Consider the following 19,234-nt stretch of genomic DNA (forward strand, 5'->3'; position numbering starts at 1 on the left):
TGCCGCTTTTTTTATGTAAAATATTCTGAAGCTGTTTCTACTGCACAATGCCCACAGTCTGGGCAATAAGCACACTCCAGCCGTCAGGCAGGGGTAGCTTGCCGTCCAGCGCGGAAGCGTTCGAGGCATGCACATAGTTGCCCAAACCTGCCGACGCGCAGAACAGGCCCGCGTTCTGATACAGCGAGCCCACATGCATACCCGACCACTTGTTTGCCGCCGGAGCCGCAAACAGCAGCACCAACGAACCACCGCCAAGCTTGGAGCGCCAGTCTCCGTCCAGAACCTTGACCAGGGCGTGGGCGGTTTCATAACGCCACACGCCGTTTTCCAAAGCTACAAAAACCTGCACTTCCTGCCTGTTCAGGGCTGACGGGGCGGTACGGCGTCCGTCTTCCCGGTTGACGCCCCAGGTGGCCCAAAGCAGGTCACTGAGTTGCTGCGCGGGAAGCGGCGCGCCGCTGTAGCCTTTTTTGGTGGAATGGCGCTGGGCAAAAGCCTGCATAAGCGGCATGCCCCCGGTCTTGTCAGGCGCGGGCAGTTCCATGCGCGGAGCGCCAGCATCCACTGGGGCTGCGTTGACAGGGGCAGCGGGAAGCAAGGCCAGAGAAGCCAGTGACAGAAAAAGAGCAAGGTTACGCCGAATATTGCGGATCATAAAATACTCCGTGGATGGGCTGGTGCCCACGAGTGCTCAAGGGCACCCCCAAAATGACCAGGCAAGCAGAGCAACCATGAAAGGCTAAATATTTCAGGGTTGGTATGCAGCCCAACTACGCGTCTGGCTGCCCCCGCGCTGCATCGCAACGGGCGGCCCGGTCTGCTTGCCGTCGGGCATTGTAACGCTGAACATGCTGCAATGCTCTGAAAAAGCCGTGGCTGGAGTATGATGGTCTTTACGGAATCTTTCAAGCAGCCCCGAGAAAGGCGAGTCGCCTGGCAGCGCCACACACCGCGGGGCCTGTGCTGCTGCTGCCCGATGGTGCTCGTGGCAGGATGTGCAAAAAGACGGCGCGTTGCGGATGGCAAGCCCCGAATTGCAGCAGGGCGAACTACGCCCGCATGTATTACTGGAAAAAAAGCAGGGCCGTACCGGGTATTGCGGCTGAAAAGACCGCGCCTGACGCGCCACGGGTCAGGAATTCTCCCCGGCCAGCGGATGGAGCTTTCCTCCACTGTCGAGCAGGTGCTCAAAATCTTCAAGGCTCATTGGGTGAGCGTAATAAAATCCCTGAGCCTGAATGCGGCCCAAACGGGACAAAAAGTCACGTTGCGAAGCGTTTTCCACTCCCTCGCACAAAACCCCCATATTCAGGTCTTCGGCAAGGCGCACAACGCTGTTGATAATGCTTTTGTTGGTAGGGGCTATTTCCCCTGTCCCCAGGAGTCCTCTGTCAATTTTAATAAAGTCGAAGGGCACATCCTTGAGCACGTTAAGACTGGAGTAGCCCGCGCCAAAATCATCCAGCCAGATGGAATAGCCGTACTGCTTGAACTGACGCACGCTTTCACTGATTTCTTCGAGCTTTTTTACAAAGACGCTCTCGGTGATTTCCAGCCCAATCCAACAGGGCGCAATGTCATGCGCCTGCACCAAAGAATGAAATTCTGATACAAAAGTGGGATTTCTGAAATGCTCGCGTGAGATGTTCAGGGATACAGGCACCATCGGCTTGCCGGACTGCTGACGGCGCTGCATGTGCTTGCAAACCTGACCATAAATGGTGAAATCCAGGCTGGTTATATCGCCAGATTCTTCCAAAAGCGGCACAAAGCTGTCGGGCATTATGATCTTGCCGTCAGGCGTGCGCATTCTGGCCAGAGCTTCGACGCCCACCACGGTTCCGGTAACGATGTCGATTTGTGGCTGTAGCAGAAAAAACACGCCCCGGCTTTCCAGCGCCTTGGCAATGTCTTCATAGAGACTCTGCCTTTGCAGGCGGCAGACCTCCATAGCTTCGGTGAAAATTCCGCAGCGTGATCGCAGGGTAGGCTTGAGAGCGCGCCGCGCCTTGTCTGCCCGGCTTACCAGAGGGTGCAGGCTTTCCGGCGTGCCATCCACAGCGCAGATGCCGCCCACAAAAGCCAGGTGACTGCGCGGGTGCAGATTGCGTTTTTCTGCAAGAAACTGTTCGCCTTCGGAGACAAGTTTTTTGGCCATGCCCTGCAGGCTGAAGTCCGGGGGGATAGTGAAAAGCATTGCGAACTGATCGGCAAAAACGCGGCTGGCGCAGACATAAGAATCGCAGCGGCGCAAAAAAGTGGCAAAGGCACGCAGCATGCTGTTGCCCGCACGTTCGCCATAGATGCGGTTGAGAACCTGAAATCCCTGCATATCGGCGTGCAGGATGCCGAAACGCCGCCCAAGACATTCAGTGCGCACCACTCGCAGTGCCTGTTGCAGAAATGATTCATACTGCATGAGCCAAGTGGTGCGGTCATACTGTTCCATACGGCCCAGCAGACGGCGAATCTGGCAGCTTTCCCAGCTCTTCAGGTTGATTTCTGATCCGGGGTCGCCTTCTGTCCGGCCAGAGGGCCACGCGCCACCCTCAAAAAGTCCCCCCGCCCCATCCTCCAGAAAGTGCATGCCTCCCCCTTTTTCGGTCCGGCGCAAAGACTCCACTGTGGTGTCTTTCTACAATTCTGGGCTAGGCGAGGCTAGCTCACTCTGAAATATTTTGTAAAGAATTTTCTATGTTTGTAAAAATAGCTATCACTAGCTCTTTTGACCGCGGCGCACCCACCAGTCCTTTTCAACGCGTCCATACCACCATCTGTTATGGTCGGTACGCAACACAACTTGGGCCAGCTCTTCAGCCGCCGGGCTGCGCAGGCGCTTGACCGCGCTTTCAAGCCATTGCGCGGCAAAAGCGTTGCCCTTGTCCAGCTCTGCTTTGAGGTTACAGATAAGGTCAAGCTGATCCGCGTCGTGGGCCAGGATTGATTCCGGGCTTGCGCTCGCATCCAGCTCATCCCAAAGCGGCAGCACATCGCCCTCAAGCCCGGTTCCTTCCACACAGTCTTCCAGGGCACGCCGCGCCTGGCATTGGTCGTAGCGATGGTTCACATAGTTGAAATCGCCCGTGCGCGCCTCATGCAGATCATGAAACAGGCAAAGAAATGTGACCCTTGCAGGATCAATATCGCTCATGCGCGCCAGCACATACCCTATAACGCTGACCCGGTACGAGTGTTCGGCCACATTTTCCTTGCCGGAACCAAGAAAGGCATACCCGGTGCGGGGCGTGTGCCGCAGCATTCCAACTTCATTAAAAAAATCTGCAATGCGCTCCAACTGGTCAGGATTGAAGGTCTTTGCGGCTACCCGCTTGTCTGTGTCGCTCATGATAATTCCGGTAAGATGATTGGCAAAATTTGAAGAGCATCAAAAAAGGTCACTCAAGACCATACTTACGCAACTTGTTATGCAGGGTGGCGCGGGTAATACCCAGACGGCGCGCGGCCTCGCTTTTGTTATCCCCGGCCTGCCGCAGCGTTTCTTCAATGGCCCTGCGCTCCACGGCATCAAGAGGCAGGCCAGCCAGCGATGCGTCCGGCTCCGCCGGGCGCACGTCTTCCTGAATTGCGCAAGACAGCATGGAGGGTAGTTCGCGCCCGGTAATAAGGTCGCCGTGGCACAGTATGACGGCGCGCTCCACCGCGTTTTCCAGTTCACGCACATTGCCCGGCCAGGAATAACGCAGCATGGTGTCCAGGGCCTGAGGCGAAAATCCGCGCACGACCTTCCGGTTGCGGCTGGCGAAGCCTTCAAGAAAATGCGCCGCCAGCAGAGGAATGTCCTCCTCCCTTTCGCGCAATGGCGGCACATCAACACTGATGACGTTGAGCCGGAAAAACAGGTCTTCGCGAAAACGCTTTTGCGCCACTTCCTGCCGCAGATCACGGTTGGTTGCGGCCAGAACGCGCACGTCCACAGTAAGCTGGGTGTCCGAACCTACGCGCTGCACTTCACCCTGCTGCAAGGCGCGCAACAGTTTGGCCTGAACGGACAAAGGCATTTCGCCCACTTCATCCAGAAAAAGCGTACCGCCGTGGGCCTGAGCAAAGCGGCCTTCACGCCGCCGCTCCGCCCCGGTGAAAGAACCTTTTTCGTGGCCGAAGAGTTCAGACTCCAGAAGATTTTCAGCCAGCGCGGCGCAGTTCACCGTAACAAAGATTTTATCGGCACGGGAGCTGTGCGCGTGCAGGGCGCGGGCCACCAGCTCCTTACCCGTGCCGGACTCTCCTGAAATAAGCACGGTGGCCTCTGTGGGAGCCACGGTATCTATAATTTCCTGCATGTGGGCAATAGCGCTGCTGCGGCCTATAATGCCCGGCATGGATGCGGTGTTGCTCAACTGACGCCGCAATTCACGGTTTTCAACACTCAGGCGCGAATGTTCGATGGCCTGATGCAACACGCTTTTCAGGTTATCAAAATCCAGGGGTTTGACCAGATAATCATAGGCTCCAAGCCGCAAGGCTTCCACCGCAGTTTCTACGGAGGAGTATGCGGTCATAAGCACCACTGGCAAGGCGGGATTATATTCAAGAATGCCCTTGAGGGCATTTATGCCGCTCAACCGGGCCATACGCACATCAGTCAGCACCACGGCAAAAGCTTTTTCGCGTACCAGAGCTACAGCTTCATCTCCGTCAGAAGCCTCTTCCACCGCATAGCCCCAGGAACGGAGCATGGTACGCAGCATGCCACGATGCGCTTCGTCGTCGTCAACCACAAGAATGCTGTTGCTCACCCTGCCCTCCCCTCCTGATCTACACAGAGCACTTTCACGTTGAAATTGCCGCTCTGCGGCAAGCAATGCTTGCCAGCGCCAACCTCACATGCCCTGTAACGTTCGGCTTCACAAAGCCAGAGCATCTTACCGTACAGATAGTTTACTCGGCAAAACGCCATATAGCTTTATACATAAGAAGCTGTCTTTTCCTGTGCGGGAGTACCCGTCACACGCGCTTTCTTTTTCTGCGCTCAACAAATGGCGGCGGCTCGGGCGATGCCTCTGGCAGCCAGATGCGGAAGATGGTTTCCCCCTTTCCATCCCCCTGCGCCTGCCGGGAAGTAACGCTGATCTCGCCATTGTGGGCTTCGACAATCTTGTGCACCATAGCCAGCCCCAGCCCGGTGCCTTGCCCCTTGGTAGTAAAGTAGGGATCAAAAATATGCGGCAACTGACGCGGGGGAATGCCTATACCCGTGTCGCGTACCATAAGGCACACGCCCTTTTTCTGCCAGGCCACGGCCAACGTCAGCCTGCCCCCGTCGGGCATGGCGTCCAGAGCATTGATGCAGAGGTTCAGCAAAGCCTGCCCCATGCGCTCGGGGTCCACCATAGCCTGCGGCACGCCGCGGGCAACCCTGCACTCAACCTCAACGCCGCGCTTTTCCGTATCCTGCCGGATAAGGCGTACCACATGCTCCACAACCCCCGTGATGCTGCCTGCCCGGGGAAACACGTCGCTGGGGCGCGAAAGCCCGATAAGATCCATAATGACGCGGTTGAGCCTGTCCACCTCGTTGACCATAACATTGGCCGCGGCACGGTCTTCGCTGCCTTCGGGAAAGCGCTGGCCGAAATATGTGGCGTAGCCCTTGATGGAGCTGAGGGGATTGCGGATCTCATGCGCCACCCCGGCAGCCAGATTGCCAACAGCCGCCAGCTTTTCCTTGCGGCGCACCTCGCCCTCAAGACGGCGCACTTCCACTTCGGCCTTGCGCTGCCGCTGGCGTGATTCACGGGCACGTTCAGCATAGTAAAGAGCCAGAAGGCAGACCAGCCCCACAAGCAGGGTCACGGCAGAAAGCATGGCCACATAGTCCCGGTTCTGGCTGCGCGTGATCTCAAAAGGCGAAATATCCAGGCCAAGAAATATTACAGGAGTGGGGTATCCCTTGGCAGCATCGGTCGCACCGGGCGAAAACTGGCGGTACACGGCAAAAACCCTGCGCCCCTCAAGGTGCATGATACCCCAGCGGGCCAGCATGCCAGGCCCCAGCTCGCGCATGCGCGCCTCGTCCATCTCCACGTCTTTAACCTGCAAAATTTCGCCAAGACGTCCTCGGTCACTGTGGGCTACAATGGTGCCGTCGGGCATGGTTACGGCAACAAAAACAATGCCCGGGCTGGCCGCCATTTCTTCCAGCAGCACCTGAAGGCGTACCCCAGCCTCGCTGCGCATGCCGGAGCGCAAAATACTTTCAAAGGCAATGATAAATGAAGAGCCCTTTTCAGCCAGCAAACGCCCCATGGCTGCTTCGCTGCGCTCAATGGAAATATACGCAAGCAGGCTTATCATGAGAGCCAGCACAAGCGCTGCGCCCCCCATCAAAAGACCAAGCGGAGCGCGCAGCACTCCACGCGCGCCTTTCAAGGAAGCGTAAAGCCTCCCGCCCGGGCCTTCCAGCATGGCTGGCTTCGCCCCGTGCGTCTCTTCATGTTTTATACTCATACAGCAGGTATAGCTTCATGAGGCCACGCTGTCACCCTATGGTGCCGGCGCCTCGAAATGTTTGCACGGTTTTTGCTTCGTAATATACATATAGTCCAATATATGTTGTTAGAGCAACGCATACTCTGCCGCCCAGGTTGAAAGAAAAAATCAGGCATCAGCCCATATCCTACCGCCTGACATAACTGATTCAGGATTGCTTGCGCCATGAAAAAAACCATTTTCCTTCTTGTTATGATGGTCTGTCTGCAACCGCCAATGCGTTCTCCGGCACAAAATCATGAATACGATATTTTGCCGTCAAATCCACCACGGCAGCCCTTTAATGCACTGGGCATGCCATTGGAACACCTGCCCCCGCAGCAACGCATAAAAGCATTTGTTATCATTAGTGAATTTTCGCCAAAGGTGTATGAGCTACGCCAGCACATCATAAACAAGAAAAGTGAATTGGAAGACCTTAATTTTGATAGAAAAACATCACCCGATACGCTGTCTCGCCTCGGCTGGGATTTGCTGGTGCTGCGCGACGAACTACGCTCGGTGCTGACTCATGCCGACCAGCGGATGCGGCTTGAAGTTGGCATTCCTCTGGGTACGCCCAACAGCAGGGGATGCAGCATGGGCTTTGAGCAAATGCCCTGTAAATAGGGGCAAAACCAGCCCCGCACCAACACTCACCCCTATCTGCACAGACCGCGAGAACCATTATTTTTCAGCTTTTCGGCATCAGAATACCTGGGTACGCAGACTATCCAGATGGCGTGGCTAGGTTGTTTAATAATTATACATATCAAAATACATATGCATAAAAAATATACACATTTGAACTTCTGCAACAAAACCCTAAAAAAACCAACAGTCGAATGAGTTCAGCATATTATAGAAATACACTCCATAAAATCGATATTGGCACAGCAATTGCTAATATTCATGCATGACTACAGAAAACAGATAGAATAAATTTAAAAACAAATAAAAGTCTACCAGCGCAAGAGCAAGCTTCTCAGTCCGACCATAATAGTGAAACCCGGAAGCGGCAAAACAGCGCCCAACGGCTGCATTTATAAAATCTTAGGCTGTAAGCGACGCCGCTTCGGAGCCGACAGAAATGTTCACTGCCGGATCCTCAGAATCTGGACCCGGCAATTGGCAGGAACAGCCAGCCCAAGGCTTTGCGCCGGGTACACCGGAGCGAGAAAAAACAAGGCTGGTCCGAGCGAAAACATGTCGCCAACCCAGCCAATCCGCCGACGGGCGGTAACTATATAAAACCAACAAACTTCCGTGATGTCCTCCGCCCCCATTGAGGGCCTCCGGATCCCCCCCCCGAAAACCTCCTCCTTTGAACAGAACCTCTAACCATCGGAACATCCTCCCTCTCTCGGCCGCCGGTTGCCCCCGGCGGCCGCCTCTTTTTTTGGGCCTTTGCCTGCCGCGCACACACCTGAACGGCTTGTCACTTCCACCGCCACATGCCCTGCGCAAACAGACGACAGCCGCTCCGCCCGCACCCGGCACGCCAAATCAGTTGCCACTCAGTTCGTCACCGCAAGCCCCTTGCAGCCAGACCAAGTACGTTCAAGCCAGTTGCCTCCGAGCCAGTTGCCGCCTGAAAATGGCGCTTACCTGCGAATAACGCTCGGCTTCGGATACTTCACAGCAGCAAGCCAGGTACAGTTCCTTTTTATTTTTCGGACATTGCGCCTTTCTCGTTCTAAAATGATCCGGCAGCCAGGCAAGCAGCCTCCCTCCAAGAGGTGTGGGACGTGCAACTGTTGCCGGGTGCGCTTATCCCGCTCGCGGTTTGTTTGCGAAGCTAGCAAAGCGCGCCACGGGATTTAACCGTTGCGGCGCGCTACACCCTGATGCTCTGGATACAGAACCTACGGACAATAACAAGCGTGCTAGCGATACAGATGATTTTCTTGAACAGATGATCCTCTGGAGTCGCCACTGTCATTCATATGCCTCTCAGTCAGGGCCGCCCCGAATACCGCACTGTTTTGTTTGCACGGCATGCACCATATCTGGCGAACCTCAAGCCGCTGAAAATCCTGACTCTCAGAGCAACCGGCTTCGACGCTGAAAGCCGCAAACGAAGCCCCCGCGCCAACGTGTGAAAACGTCAACGCGGGGGCCCCACAGGCTATCACATGGTCAAGGAAGGGTTAGAGTTTTTTAACGGTGCAAGGCATATCCATTACAGACGCCTTGCGACTTTAGGGCTTTCCAGCTGGCAGCAAGACGCCACGGAATTCCACTTCAGTCCGCCTTTCCATTTGCCTGGGAATCAGGTGGGCCCACGCACGCCAGAGGCGTGGACTCGCGCCGGATTCCCAGGCATCATACTGTGGCTAGCCAAGTTTCATCTGGGCCACAAGGTTCTTGAGGGTGTGCGCCTGCGCCGCCAGATCCGAAACGGCCTGCGTAGCTTCAGCCATAGCAATGGCGCTTTGCCTCGATATTTCATTGACGTGCACGATGCTCCGGTTGATCTCTTCGCTGGCGGCTGATTGCTCTTCGCTGGCCGTGGCGATGGCATTAACCTGATCTGCCGTGGATTCCACTGTGGCGACTATTTCCTCCAGCGCCTGCCCGGACTGATTGGCAAAATCCGTGGCACGGGCAATCTGATTTACCGCATTATCCATAGATCCCATACTCTTGGCAGTGCTGTCCTGAATGGATTTGATGGCCTGGCTGACATCCTGGGTAGACGCCATGGTTTTTTCAGCCAGCTTGCGCACTTCGTCGGCCACAACGGCAAAGCCGCGCCCGGCGTCGCCCGCCCGCGCCGCTTCGATGGCCGCATTCAAGGCCAGCAGGTTGGTCTGGTCGGCAATGTCTGAAATGACATTCATAATTTGCGTGATGCTCTGGGCATGGCTATTGAGTTCAGCCATGTCGCCCTTGAGTGCCTCAGACGTATGGCGCACGGACTCGATGCTCTGCACGGCCCGCTCCACAATCTGCGCGCCAGATCTGGCCTTTTCCCTTGTGTCTGCAGAGGCTTCTGAAGCCGCGCTGGCGTTGCGGGCCACTTCCTGCACTGTGGCGTTCATTTCGTTCATGGCCGTGGCAGCCTCGGCAAGACGCTGTGCCGATTCTGAAGCGCTGCGGTCAGATTGTTCAACCTGTGCCGCCAGCTCTGTAGAGGCGGAAGAAATGATGCCAATGGAATTTTCCAGCTGTTCAGCTGCGGCCAGCATGCCATCCTGACGAGCGTTCTCGGCTTCTTTGCGGGCCACCTGCGCTTCTTCCATAGCCACGCGGGCTTCACCTGAGGCCAGCTCAGCCTGATGCGCCTTTTCTTCGCTTTCGCTGAACAACCCGCGCAATTTGCCCACCATGCTTTGAATGCCGCTTGAAAGCCCGCCAATCTCATCGCTGCGTTGGGCGGCCTTGGTCAGCGCTGCCTCGTCCTGTGGCGAAGGATTGAAGTTGCCGCCTGCCACTGCCTGCACATAGCGCTCCCCGGTCTTCAAGGACCGCGATATGCCGCGAGCCACAAATACGATGACGCAGCCCAGCACAACCGCAGTTATAAGACCCATGAGCACATTGGCCTTCAGCAGCTTGCTGGTGGGAGCAAGCATCTCGTCCCTGTCGGCCACCATAACCACATGCCAGTTGCTTTCAGGCATATGACGGTAGTAGGCCACCATTTCGCGGTCGTCGCGCATATAGGTCGTGCGCCCGCTGCCGCCGCCTATGGCAGCCTGTACAAAGGGTTCGCTGCTGCAATCCTTGCCCAGCATAGCCTTGTCAGGATGCATGAGCGCAGTCCCTTTGTTGTCATAGACCGCGCAGAAGCCTTTTGTGCCCATCTTGATGGTGTCTGTGGTGTCGACGCTCAATTTTGCAAGGCTCATGTAGCCGTACAGCACGCCCTGCGTTTTGCCCTGAAGCTTCACCGGGGCCGCCACCATCGTTGACATCTCACCCGAATGGCTGCGCAGGTTTTCCATGCTCATCTGGCCGCCAAGAGCCATCTGCACCGACTTGCGCTCCCGCAAGTTGCTGCCGATCATTTCCCGGGAGGTATGAGCCACTACCACACCCGTGGAATCGACAAGGCCAGCGCCGTCAACCATGCCAAAATGTTGGGCAAGGTCATCAAGTATGCTCTGAACATCCGGCTCGGAAACCTGCAGTATGTCTGACTGGTTGCCCCCGCGTGTGAGCAGGGCTTTTTTGGCATGGGCCGATTCTGCGTTGGTTCTTATAAGGCCGTGCGTCATCTGCTGCACAGTGCCTAGACCGTCAATCTGTTTATCTATAACACTATCAAATTCATGCGCAATTTGATGCGTAAGAGAATTCTCTGCCTGCCAGTAGCTTAGCGCGCACACTGCCGTCAGACCAAGCATGGACGGAACCAGGATAGTGAGCATCATCTTGCTCATAATTCCAATTTTCATGTGTATAACCTCTGAATCTGGGGAATTTCAGATTGTTGGCGCAAAACATCACGCCGAATTAAGCCTGAGGCGGTGACGGCGGGGAGGCCGTCCGAAAAGAAGATACTGGAAGGGGGTATGCCGCTCTGGCAATTCTAGCCAGAGTAAATACACCTATATAGCTTTTCGTATTTTAATGCAAAAAATATTATACCTTTTGCGTAATTTTTTAGTCTTTTTTACATTTTTTTTGTACTGAACCTGCACGCCCAGACATGCAGAAAATGAACACATAAAAACAGACTGTTGCGGGCATAACCCCCTTTTCATCAGCAGCCGTGCGCGCATATACGGACAAAAACAGGAGTATTTTGAAGGGTTACCCTGTTTCTGGTTGTATTGGGGCATTGCTTTTTCCGGGAATAAATTTCGACACGGCAACGATTCTACTGATGAACAATCTAGGCGGTGTCGTCACGAGATGAATTTTCTTGTTATTTCAAGGAAAACGAGACTTTTATGTAGGGAGCGTACTCTGATAGTACTCGACCGGAATAAAAGCCGAAGTTCGACGCGGAAATAACTGGAAAGGCGCTCGTGACGACACTGCCTAGAAGGGCAGGCGACAGCAGTCCGGCTGAAGCGACGGGATACGAAGAAAGGGATCTAGAGCAGATTAACTTTGAAATGCATTACATTTCAAAGTTGTCACTCTGCCGAAAAATGCTATTTCCGGCATAATCCACGCCGCGTTGCGGCGCGCTGCACGCTTGTGCAGCGTTAGAGCATTTAAACTTTTTCAAAGTTAAAATGCTCAAGAGGGAAAGAAAGAAGGAAAGGAAAAACGGAATCAGGCGGTCACGGTCAGGCGCAGAGTTTGCCCGCAGGCAGGGTCAAAGATCAGACCGTCCGGGGGCAGGCCAAGGTTGGCCCAGGCGGCGCGAAGTTCCCCGCGCATTCCCCATATATATCCCTGGCAGGAGGACGGCGCACACAAGGCCTGCAACACAGGCGGCGCATCCGCATCAGAAGCTACCGCCAGCTGTTCAAGGTGTTGCCGCACCGCCAACAATAAGGCACGCCCCATAACTCGGCTGCCCAGGGCAGGGTCAACAGGGCCAGCCAGCAGGGCCGCGTCCAGCGAAGCTTCAGGCGCAAGGCCCATGCGGATAACAGGAACACGGGCCTTCTGGGCCAGAAGCCATCCCTGCGCCAGACAGTCCAGCGTGTCTTTCAGCCCCCACGGGCTATAAAGCCCCTGCCGCCACATGCGGGCAAGAGCCGTACCCTCAAGAACAAGGCAGGGGTAAAACCGCAGCATGTCAGCTCCAGCGGCAAGAGCCAGCGGAACGTCACGCAAAAAGTCGTCAGGGGTATGCCCCGGCATGCCCGGCAACAACTGCACACCGAGCGTCAAGCCCGCCTCTTTCACATACGCGCAGGCCCGCAGGGCCGTAGCCCCATCATACCCGCGCTTTGAGGCCACAAGGGCATCATCCGCAAAGCTCTGCACCCCAAGTTCCACGCAGCCGCAACCCGCAGCGCGCAAGCGGTCAAGGACAACGGCGTCCACGCAGTCTGGCCGGGTCGAGCAGCGGAAGGAATGAATCCAGCCCCGCTCCAGCGCCTTTTGCGCCAGATCAAGGCAGGCCGTCTGTTCCGGCAAGGGCATGGCCGTGAAGGTACCGCCATAAAATGCCAGTTCAGCCGGGGGCTGCCCGAGGGCATGCCTATTTTTAAGGTTGTCGTGAGCCCGGCGCAGCAGGCCGGCAAGGGACGATGCAGACAGAACTGGTGCAACAGAGGCAGGTGCGGCGGCATCTATACAGGCGGAAAGGCCGGTCTGCACATCCTGCGCACAGAACACGCAACGCACCGGACACCCGCTAAAAGGAAGAAAGAGTGGAATCAGGGTCTGCCCTCTATTACGGGGTACAAACCAGGGGAGTGTTAAAGAAAAATTTCGGGCAGATACCGTTTTCATACATGCTCAATGGCTGCGAAGCCGTGCGCGGCGCGCACTATGGCCTATTGCCCGCAGGAAGACAATTTTTAAGAAAAACCTTGCTCTGCCCGTTACTTGCATGTATTTTACACAAAAGTGCCCTTCATGTGAAGTGCACCTTTGTTGCCTACTGGACAGTATCTGTCAGAAACATGTTTTGTGACCACCATACCAGCGACATTATTATGCGCCGGAGAAATCACAATGAAAAAAACACTGACTAAAGCGGACATCGTGGAGGCCATCTACGAAGAAACCGACAAGAACCGCGTTGATGTAAAGAACGTGGTTGAAAAATTGTTGGACATAATGAAGTCCGCCATCAAAAAGGACCGGGCCCTGCTTATCAGCGGCTTTGGCAAGTTTGAATGCTATGACAAGGCTTCGCGCAAGGGACGTAATCCCAAGACTGACGAAACCATCACCCTGCCCCCGCGCAAGGTTATGGTGTTCCGTTTGTCGCGGAAATTCCGCTCGGAACTGAATCCTTAGCAGACTACACACGCCTGTGCCTTCACGGCGGGCTTTGCCGGGCCCTGCCGCGTCGGCTTGGCGCGCACTATTTTAGCCGTCAGCCGTAGCACGGACAGGGTATTTTTTACTCTGTACTTTTTTCGTGTCCCAGTTTCTGCCGTTCTGGGGCTGCGTTATCGTCAGGCTCCGGGCCTTCATGCCGTGAATGTCCGGCGTCAGCGTTCGGGAGCTGCGCATGCTGTTCAATTCCTATTCCTTTCTCTTTCTGTTTCTTCCCTTACTGCTGCTGTGCTGGCGGCTGGCATCAGGTTACGGCGCTACGCGGCTGAGCCTTGTTCTGCTGCTATTCTCCGTAGTCTTTTATGCCCTGTGGGGATTGCCCTTCCTGCTGCTTCTGGCGGTCATTCTGGGCATGAACTACGCCTTTGCGCTGGCTCTGGCCGCGCCGGAGCAGGCAGCGCCCGCAAGCGGCGGCATTCATGATGAAGGGCTGATCCCTGCCGAGGGCGACCTGGACGACATACCCGAAGGCGAATCGCCCCTTCTGGCAAAAAAGCGCAAGCAGTTTTGTCCTTTCAGGGGGTGCAGCCTGAAGCGCACGGGGGCATGGGCATGCAGCCGTAAAGGTTTGCTGACCCTAGCGCTCATATTGAACCTGCTGCCCTTGCTGTGGTTCAAATATTCCTGGTTTTTCGCCCAGAACCTGGCCCTTCTTATGGGCACGGAATGGAACTTCACCCCGCCGGGGCTCCCGCTCGGCATATCCTTCTATACATTTATACAGATCGCATGGCTGGTCAGCGTGTACCGACGGCAGGTCGTTCCGCAGGGCTTTTCACGCCACGCGCTATTTTCGGCCTGTTTTCCCTACGTCATCTCTGGCCCCATTGTGCGCTACGAACAGATGGGCCCGCAGCTTGACGATCTTTCGGGCTCCACCTCAGAAGGCCTGGCGCAGGGCTTTACGCTTTTCACCATCGGTCTTGCCAAAAAAGTGCTGCTGGCCGACGGGCTGGCCGTGTACGCCAACGCCGTATTCAATGCGGCGGAAAAGGCCTTTCCCATCAGCGGAGCCGAGGCATGGCTAGGATCTTTCTGCTATACCTTCCAGCTTTACTTCGACTTTTCCGGCTATACGGACATGGCCATCGGCCTTGGCCTCATGCTCGGTCTGCGCCTGCCCGAAAACTTCGACTCGCCCTACAAGGCCACGGGCATCGTGGATTTCTGGCGGCGCTGGCACATTACCCTGAGTTCCTGGTTACGCGACTTCCTGTACATTCCCCTTGGCGGCAACCGCAAAGGGCGTTTCATGCAGTACCGCAACCTCTTTCTGACCATGCTTATCGGCGGCGCATGGCACGGCGCGGGCTGGACCTTCATCATATGGGGAGCCCTGCACGGGGCCATGCTGAGCACCAACCACTTTTTCCGCGCCTGCATCAAGGGCAGCCTGCTTGAAAAAGTGCTGGCCACCCTGCCCATGCGTCTTTTTTTCATCCTGTTCACCTTCATGTGCATCAATCTGGGCTGGGTGGTGTTTCGCACGGTCAGCCTCGACGGCGCAGCGGCTATGTACGGGGCTATGTTTACCGGGCCTTTCACGGCTCAAGCCGCAGGTCTTACGGCAGACCACGTCGGTCTTTCAACGGCTGGCGCGCTGGCTGCCCAATGGCTGCCCAACAACTACTTTCAGGGTTGGCTGCCCTTTGCCCTCATGGCCATAAGCGTTGTGCTGGTATGGGCCTTCCCCAACAGTCATGAACTGCTGCACGGCAAACGCGACGGCTCGCGCCCGCTTCTCAGTTGGCGGCCTTCGGCGGCATGGGCGACGGGTCTGGCCTGTCTGGCCTTCGTGACCCTTATTCTGGTGTCGCGCAAGGCAACATTCCTGTATTTCCAATTTTAGAGAGGCGGACACATCATGAGCAAAATTCTCACCGAAACCGCCTATCTTCAACGCTATTTCCGCGTAATGCTGTTTCTGGCCCTGGCCGTGGCCCTGCTGGTGCTGCCCTATACCCTTTGGTGGCTCTATAAAAGCGGCGACGTAGGCGTCGAACGTGCTGTGGAAGCACAGTCTTCCGGACAGTTCGCCATTTTCGGGTCCGGCGTTTCGCAGGACTTTGTGGACTACAAGCTGCAACTCTACGCCAAGGTCAAACCGGAAATTGCCGCTGTGGGTTCTTCCCGCGTCATGCAATTCCGTGGAGCCTATTTCCGCAAATCCTTCCTCAATGTGGGCGGCACGGCTGGCAACCTTTCAGTATTGCGATCCACCATCGACGCCATGCTGGTGGAACACAGGCCCGAGGCGCTCATTATAGGTCTGGATTTCTGGTGGTTCATGCCCCAGTGGCAACCCGATCCTTTCAAGGACGAGCCGCCAACCAGCGGTTCCTACAACAGCGGCATTGAAAGCCTGAAAAAGCCCTGGGCATGGCTGCTTGAAGGCAAAATTTCCGCCCACGACCTCATCGCGCCTGTTCTGCTGGAATCCGCTGGCGGCTTCCGCGCCGGACGTTACGGCATCATGGCCCAGCAGACCGACGACGGCTTCGGCCCCGACGGCTCGTGGTACTACACTGCCGAAACCACAGGGCAAAAGCGCCCCTTTGACTATCAGTTTGAAGACACGCTCAAACAGGTGAACCACGGCATCAAGGCCTTTTTTCACGCCAAGCCCATTGAGGGCAGCCGTGACCCCGGCGGCATAAGCTCCGCCCATCTGGACGCCTTTGCCGAAATATACTGCCGCCTCAAGGCGCGCGGTATTGCCACCTTTGTCTTCATTTCGCCATTGTCGGTCAAAGTGCTGGACGCCATACGCCAGCGCGAGGGTGAGTACCCGCACCTTTTCCGCCTGCGGGAGGCCCTGCTGGCACGCGGTATTGACGTTATCGACTTTACGGACCCGCGCACCTTCGGGTCCAGTGACTGCGAATTTGTTGACGGCTTCCACGGCGGCGAAGTAACCTATGCCCGTATGCTGCGGGATATGGCCGACCGCTGGCCCGCCCTGCTGGCCTATGTGAATATGGAAAAAATCAATGCGACCATCCGTGACTGGCGCGGGCATGCCCTTGTTTTTGACGACCGCCTCACGGACAAGCCCGAAATTGATTTCAACAATTTCAACTGCCCCAAACGTAAGCCATAGGCCATAAGCGGCCTTGGCAAGGCTTGGACCCGGCAGCAAAAAGCATCAGACGCACAGCCGCAACCCAAAGGCGTCATCGCTGCGGGATCAGGTCAGGAATGGGAGCCATGCGCCCGAACACCACCAGCTTTACAGCAGGGCCGTCAGGTTCTGCCCCTCAAAATACCCTTACCCGCAGGATCGCCAATGCGGTCCTGCGGGTTCATGTTCTTCGCAGTCCTGAACTGAACCGCCAGCTACGGAGTATTGCCCGCCACAGCCTTGTGCTGGGCAGCCTTCTTATCAGCGCAACCGCCCTGTGCTCTATGAGCGCGCGCCCTGTTCTGGCAGCGGCAGCCTCCATTGCCACACCCACATACACAGAACCCAGAGTTCACGAACCCACGGTTGCCGTACCTACTGTTCAAGCGCCCACTGTGCAGGCGCCAACCATTCAGGCTCCGCCTTTGCAACCCTCTAGCGCAGAGCAAAGGCCGGGCTGGGCGGGCAACAACCAGTCTACGGGAAATGATCAGCCCTCCAGAGGGCGCGAAATAATGGGATTTCTTTTCGGCGGCCAGCTGGCAGAAACAGAAACTGGCACGCATCAGCCGCAGGCAGCGCAAAACGGGCAGGCGGGCCATGCTCCCGCAAGCGCAGCCACCACAGGCCATGCTCCAACAACAGGGCAGGTTCCCGTACTTTCGCCACCTCCTGTGCCGCCGCCAGCGCCTGTAGCCCCCACACCTGCGGTGGCTGCCCCTCACGCTCCCAAGGGAACCGTTCCGGGTGAAATGCAGCCCCAGTCTCCAGAAGCCCAGTTGCGCCAACAGCAACTGAATCAGGAGAGGGAACGCCAACGGCTGGAACGGGGAAAGCAGAATACGCAGCGCGCGCCACGCGGCAAGGCCGCTGACAGTAAAAACGCTGCGCAGCAACCTGCGGCGCACCCCGAGAAAGCTCCTGATGCGCCTTCCACACCGCATGCGCCCGCTGATGCGCAGCCTGGGAATGCCAAAGTGCTGGAAAAGCCCGAACCCCCTGTGACGCCGGGAACCCCGGCGGCCCAGGCCAATGAGGCTTACCAAAACGGGGATTACGCCCAGGCCCACGCCATCTGGCAGCATCTGGCCGACGGCGGCGACGGACAGGCCATGAACAATCTTGGCGTGCTCTTTGATCTTGGTCAGGGTGTGGACCTGGATGAAGGCAGGGCGCTGTACTGGTATGCCCGCTCCGCTTCAGCGGGGCACCCATCGGGCATGAGCAACTACGGACGCATGCTGGAGCAGGGACGCGGCATTGATGCCAACCCTGAAGAAGCCGCGCGCTGGTTTGACCTTGCCGCTCGCGAGGGACAGCCCGAAGCGCAGTACAATCTTGGCCTCATGTACGAAAGCGGGCACGGCGTTCCGCAGGATCACAAGGCCGCGGCGGCATGGTACAGCCGTGCGGCAGCGCAGCAGCAGACCGACGCCCTGGCCCGCCTCGGCCAACTCTACCGCACAGGACAAGGAGTGGAAAAAAATCAGGCTCGCGCCACGCTGTTGCTTTATGCGGCGGCCATGCGCGGCTCTATCCACGCTATGAAAGAACTGGAAGATATGGCCGGGCCGTCCACATCACGCCCCGGAGCCATACTCTTTGGCCTGCGCCTTGATACAGCCACCCGCCCCGCCATGCGCGAAGCTCTTGGCAAGGCAGGCATGCAGGCATCCCGTCAGGACGACGCCTATATTTGCGACACCTATACGCCCGGCGCGCTTGTACCCGGTGCGCGGCAAGCGGCCTTCTGCTATGGCCCGGGCCGCCCGGCCCCTCTGGGATTTGTGGAGCTGGAATATACCGTGCAGGACAAGGCCATAGCCCAGAGTATTGTACATATGGTCAGCGAACGCTTTGGCGCGCCATCCGCCGGAGAGAGCGACGACGACCATATCTGGAATCTCGGCTCCGTGGTTGTCGCCACACGCTATGAACCTTCGCGCCAACTTATGAGCCTCATGTATATGGTGCCTGCCGTCTATCACCTGACCCGTCAGGATTAGGCAAAGCTGCACAATTTTCCAGCTTACTGCACCAGGCGGTCCTTTCACTTTGAGCGTACTTTTATTTGTGCGGCCGGAGAGAAAAGGCCGCGTTCTTATCCCCAGACAAGCCGGCGGCATTTCAGCTTTGAAATATTTTGCGGAGGACAACTCATGCAAAATAGCCCTCGGCAACGCCCGCGCACACAGCCCAAGACACTCATTTTTTTTCAATATGCTGCAATGCCATTCTTGACCTGAAACAAGGTTCGCAGAGGCCGCGCCGACCATACATAGCACTGGTGCAAAGGCAATCTGCCTCCAGCTAATCAAAACACCCCAAGGCACTGCCATCTGCGCTTGACAGAAAGACTCCCCTTATATATCAATTTATCTCGATATTGTGATGAGAAACGGAAAACGGTGAAAATCCGTTGCGGACGCGCCACTGTAATCGGCATAAACCCGCGCCGCACCACTGTTCTTAATAAGCATCCTGTCTCGCTGCGCAGCCTCACGGCAAAGCTTGCTTACCCGCAAGCACCGCGCAGCTGTTTGTCTGATCCTCGCCACCTGCGGCGGTGAACAGACAGCAGAGCCAGAAACGCTTTACGGGCTGATTGCACAAATCGCTCATGAACGGGAAGGTGCGGCCACGCGCAACTCCACTGCGCAGGGGCCGTAAGCCAGGAGACGCCTCGTCACCTGCCGCCAT

At 56.6% G+C, this 19,234-nt stretch carries 12 protein-coding genes; 5 read left to right on the forward strand and 7 right to left on the reverse strand.

What is annotated here, in order from left to right; genetic code table 11:
- Positions 1 to 37: 37 nt before the first annotated feature.
- From HNQ38_RS07915 to zraS, 5 genes are all read right to left on the reverse strand, one after another.
- On the reverse strand, positions 38 to 658 hold the full coding sequence (locus HNQ38_RS07915) for a nitroreductase family protein (RefSeq protein WP_183719157.1): 621 nt from the start codon (positions 656 to 658) through the stop codon (positions 38 to 40).
- A 477-nt stretch (positions 659 to 1,135) separates the two neighbouring features.
- On the reverse strand, positions 1,136 to 2,590 hold the full coding sequence (locus HNQ38_RS07920; RefSeq protein WP_183719160.1) for a GGDEF domain-containing phosphodiesterase: 1,455 nt from the start codon (positions 2,588 to 2,590) through the stop codon (positions 1,136 to 1,138).
- Between the two features lie 129 nt (positions 2,591 to 2,719).
- Positions 2,720 to 3,349 carry an HD domain-containing protein gene (locus HNQ38_RS07925; RefSeq protein ID WP_183719162.1) on the reverse strand — a complete coding sequence of 210 codons (630 nt, stop codon included), beginning with the start codon at positions 3,347 to 3,349 and terminating at the stop codon, positions 2,720 to 2,722.
- Positions 3,350 to 3,398: 49 nt separating this feature from the next.
- Positions 3,399 to 4,760 carry a sigma 54-interacting transcriptional regulator gene (locus tag HNQ38_RS07930; RefSeq protein ID WP_183719164.1) on the reverse strand — a complete coding sequence of 454 codons (1,362 nt, stop codon included), beginning with the start codon at positions 4,758 to 4,760 and terminating at the stop codon, positions 3,399 to 3,401.
- 208 nt (positions 4,761 to 4,968) lie between these two features.
- On the reverse strand, positions 4,969 to 6,471 hold the full coding sequence (zraS, locus tag HNQ38_RS07935) for a two-component system sensor histidine kinase ZraS (protein WP_183719166.1): 1,503 nt from the start codon (positions 6,469 to 6,471) through the stop codon (positions 4,969 to 4,971).
- A gap of 207 nt (positions 6,472 to 6,678) precedes the next feature.
- On the opposite strand from zraS, the gene HNQ38_RS07940 reads away from it, so the two are divergent.
- Positions 6,679 to 7,122, forward strand: a complete 444-nt coding sequence (locus HNQ38_RS07940) for a hypothetical protein (RefSeq protein WP_183719168.1) — start codon at positions 6,679 to 6,681, stop codon at positions 7,120 to 7,122.
- Positions 7,123 to 8,828: 1,706 nt separating this feature from the next.
- Here HNQ38_RS07940 and HNQ38_RS07945 read toward each other — a convergent pair.
- Complete coding sequence (locus HNQ38_RS07945) at positions 8,829 to 10,895, reverse strand: methyl-accepting chemotaxis protein (RefSeq protein ID WP_183719170.1); 2,067 nt, start codon at positions 10,893 to 10,895, stop codon at positions 8,829 to 8,831.
- Between the two features lie 829 nt (positions 10,896 to 11,724).
- Positions 11,725 to 12,741, reverse strand: a complete 1,017-nt coding sequence (locus HNQ38_RS07950; protein ID WP_425485990.1) for a radical SAM protein — start codon at positions 12,739 to 12,741, stop codon at positions 11,725 to 11,727.
- Positions 12,742 to 13,083: 342 nt separating this feature from the next.
- On the opposite strand from HNQ38_RS07950, the gene HNQ38_RS07955 reads away from it, so the two are divergent.
- The 4 genes from HNQ38_RS07955 to HNQ38_RS07970 all read left to right on the forward strand — a co-directional run bounded on the left by HNQ38_RS07955 (position 13,084) and on the right by HNQ38_RS07970 (position 18,540).
- A complete protein-coding gene (locus HNQ38_RS07955; RefSeq protein ID WP_179980258.1) occupies positions 13,084 to 13,371 on the forward strand; it encodes an integration host factor subunit alpha in 288 nt (95 codons plus the stop codon).
- Positions 13,372 to 13,588: 217 nt separating this feature from the next.
- Positions 13,589 to 15,262 (forward strand): MBOAT family O-acyltransferase, encoded by a 1,674-nt coding sequence (locus HNQ38_RS07960; protein WP_183719174.1) that lies wholly within the window; start codon positions 13,589 to 13,591, stop codon positions 15,260 to 15,262.
- Between the two features lie 15 nt (positions 15,263 to 15,277).
- Positions 15,278 to 16,513, forward strand: a complete 1,236-nt coding sequence (locus HNQ38_RS07965; protein WP_183719176.1) for a hypothetical protein — start codon at positions 15,278 to 15,280, stop codon at positions 16,511 to 16,513.
- Between the two features lie 107 nt (positions 16,514 to 16,620).
- Positions 16,621 to 18,540, forward strand: a complete 1,920-nt coding sequence (locus HNQ38_RS07970) for a hypothetical protein (protein ID WP_246388048.1) — start codon at positions 16,621 to 16,623, stop codon at positions 18,538 to 18,540.
- The last annotated feature ends 694 nt before the right edge of the window (positions 18,541 to 19,234 follow it).

Source organism: Desulfovibrio intestinalis (assembly GCF_014202345.1).
GTDB classification, from domain to species: domain Bacteria; phylum Desulfobacterota; class Desulfovibrionia; order Desulfovibrionales; family Desulfovibrionaceae; genus Desulfovibrio; species Desulfovibrio intestinalis.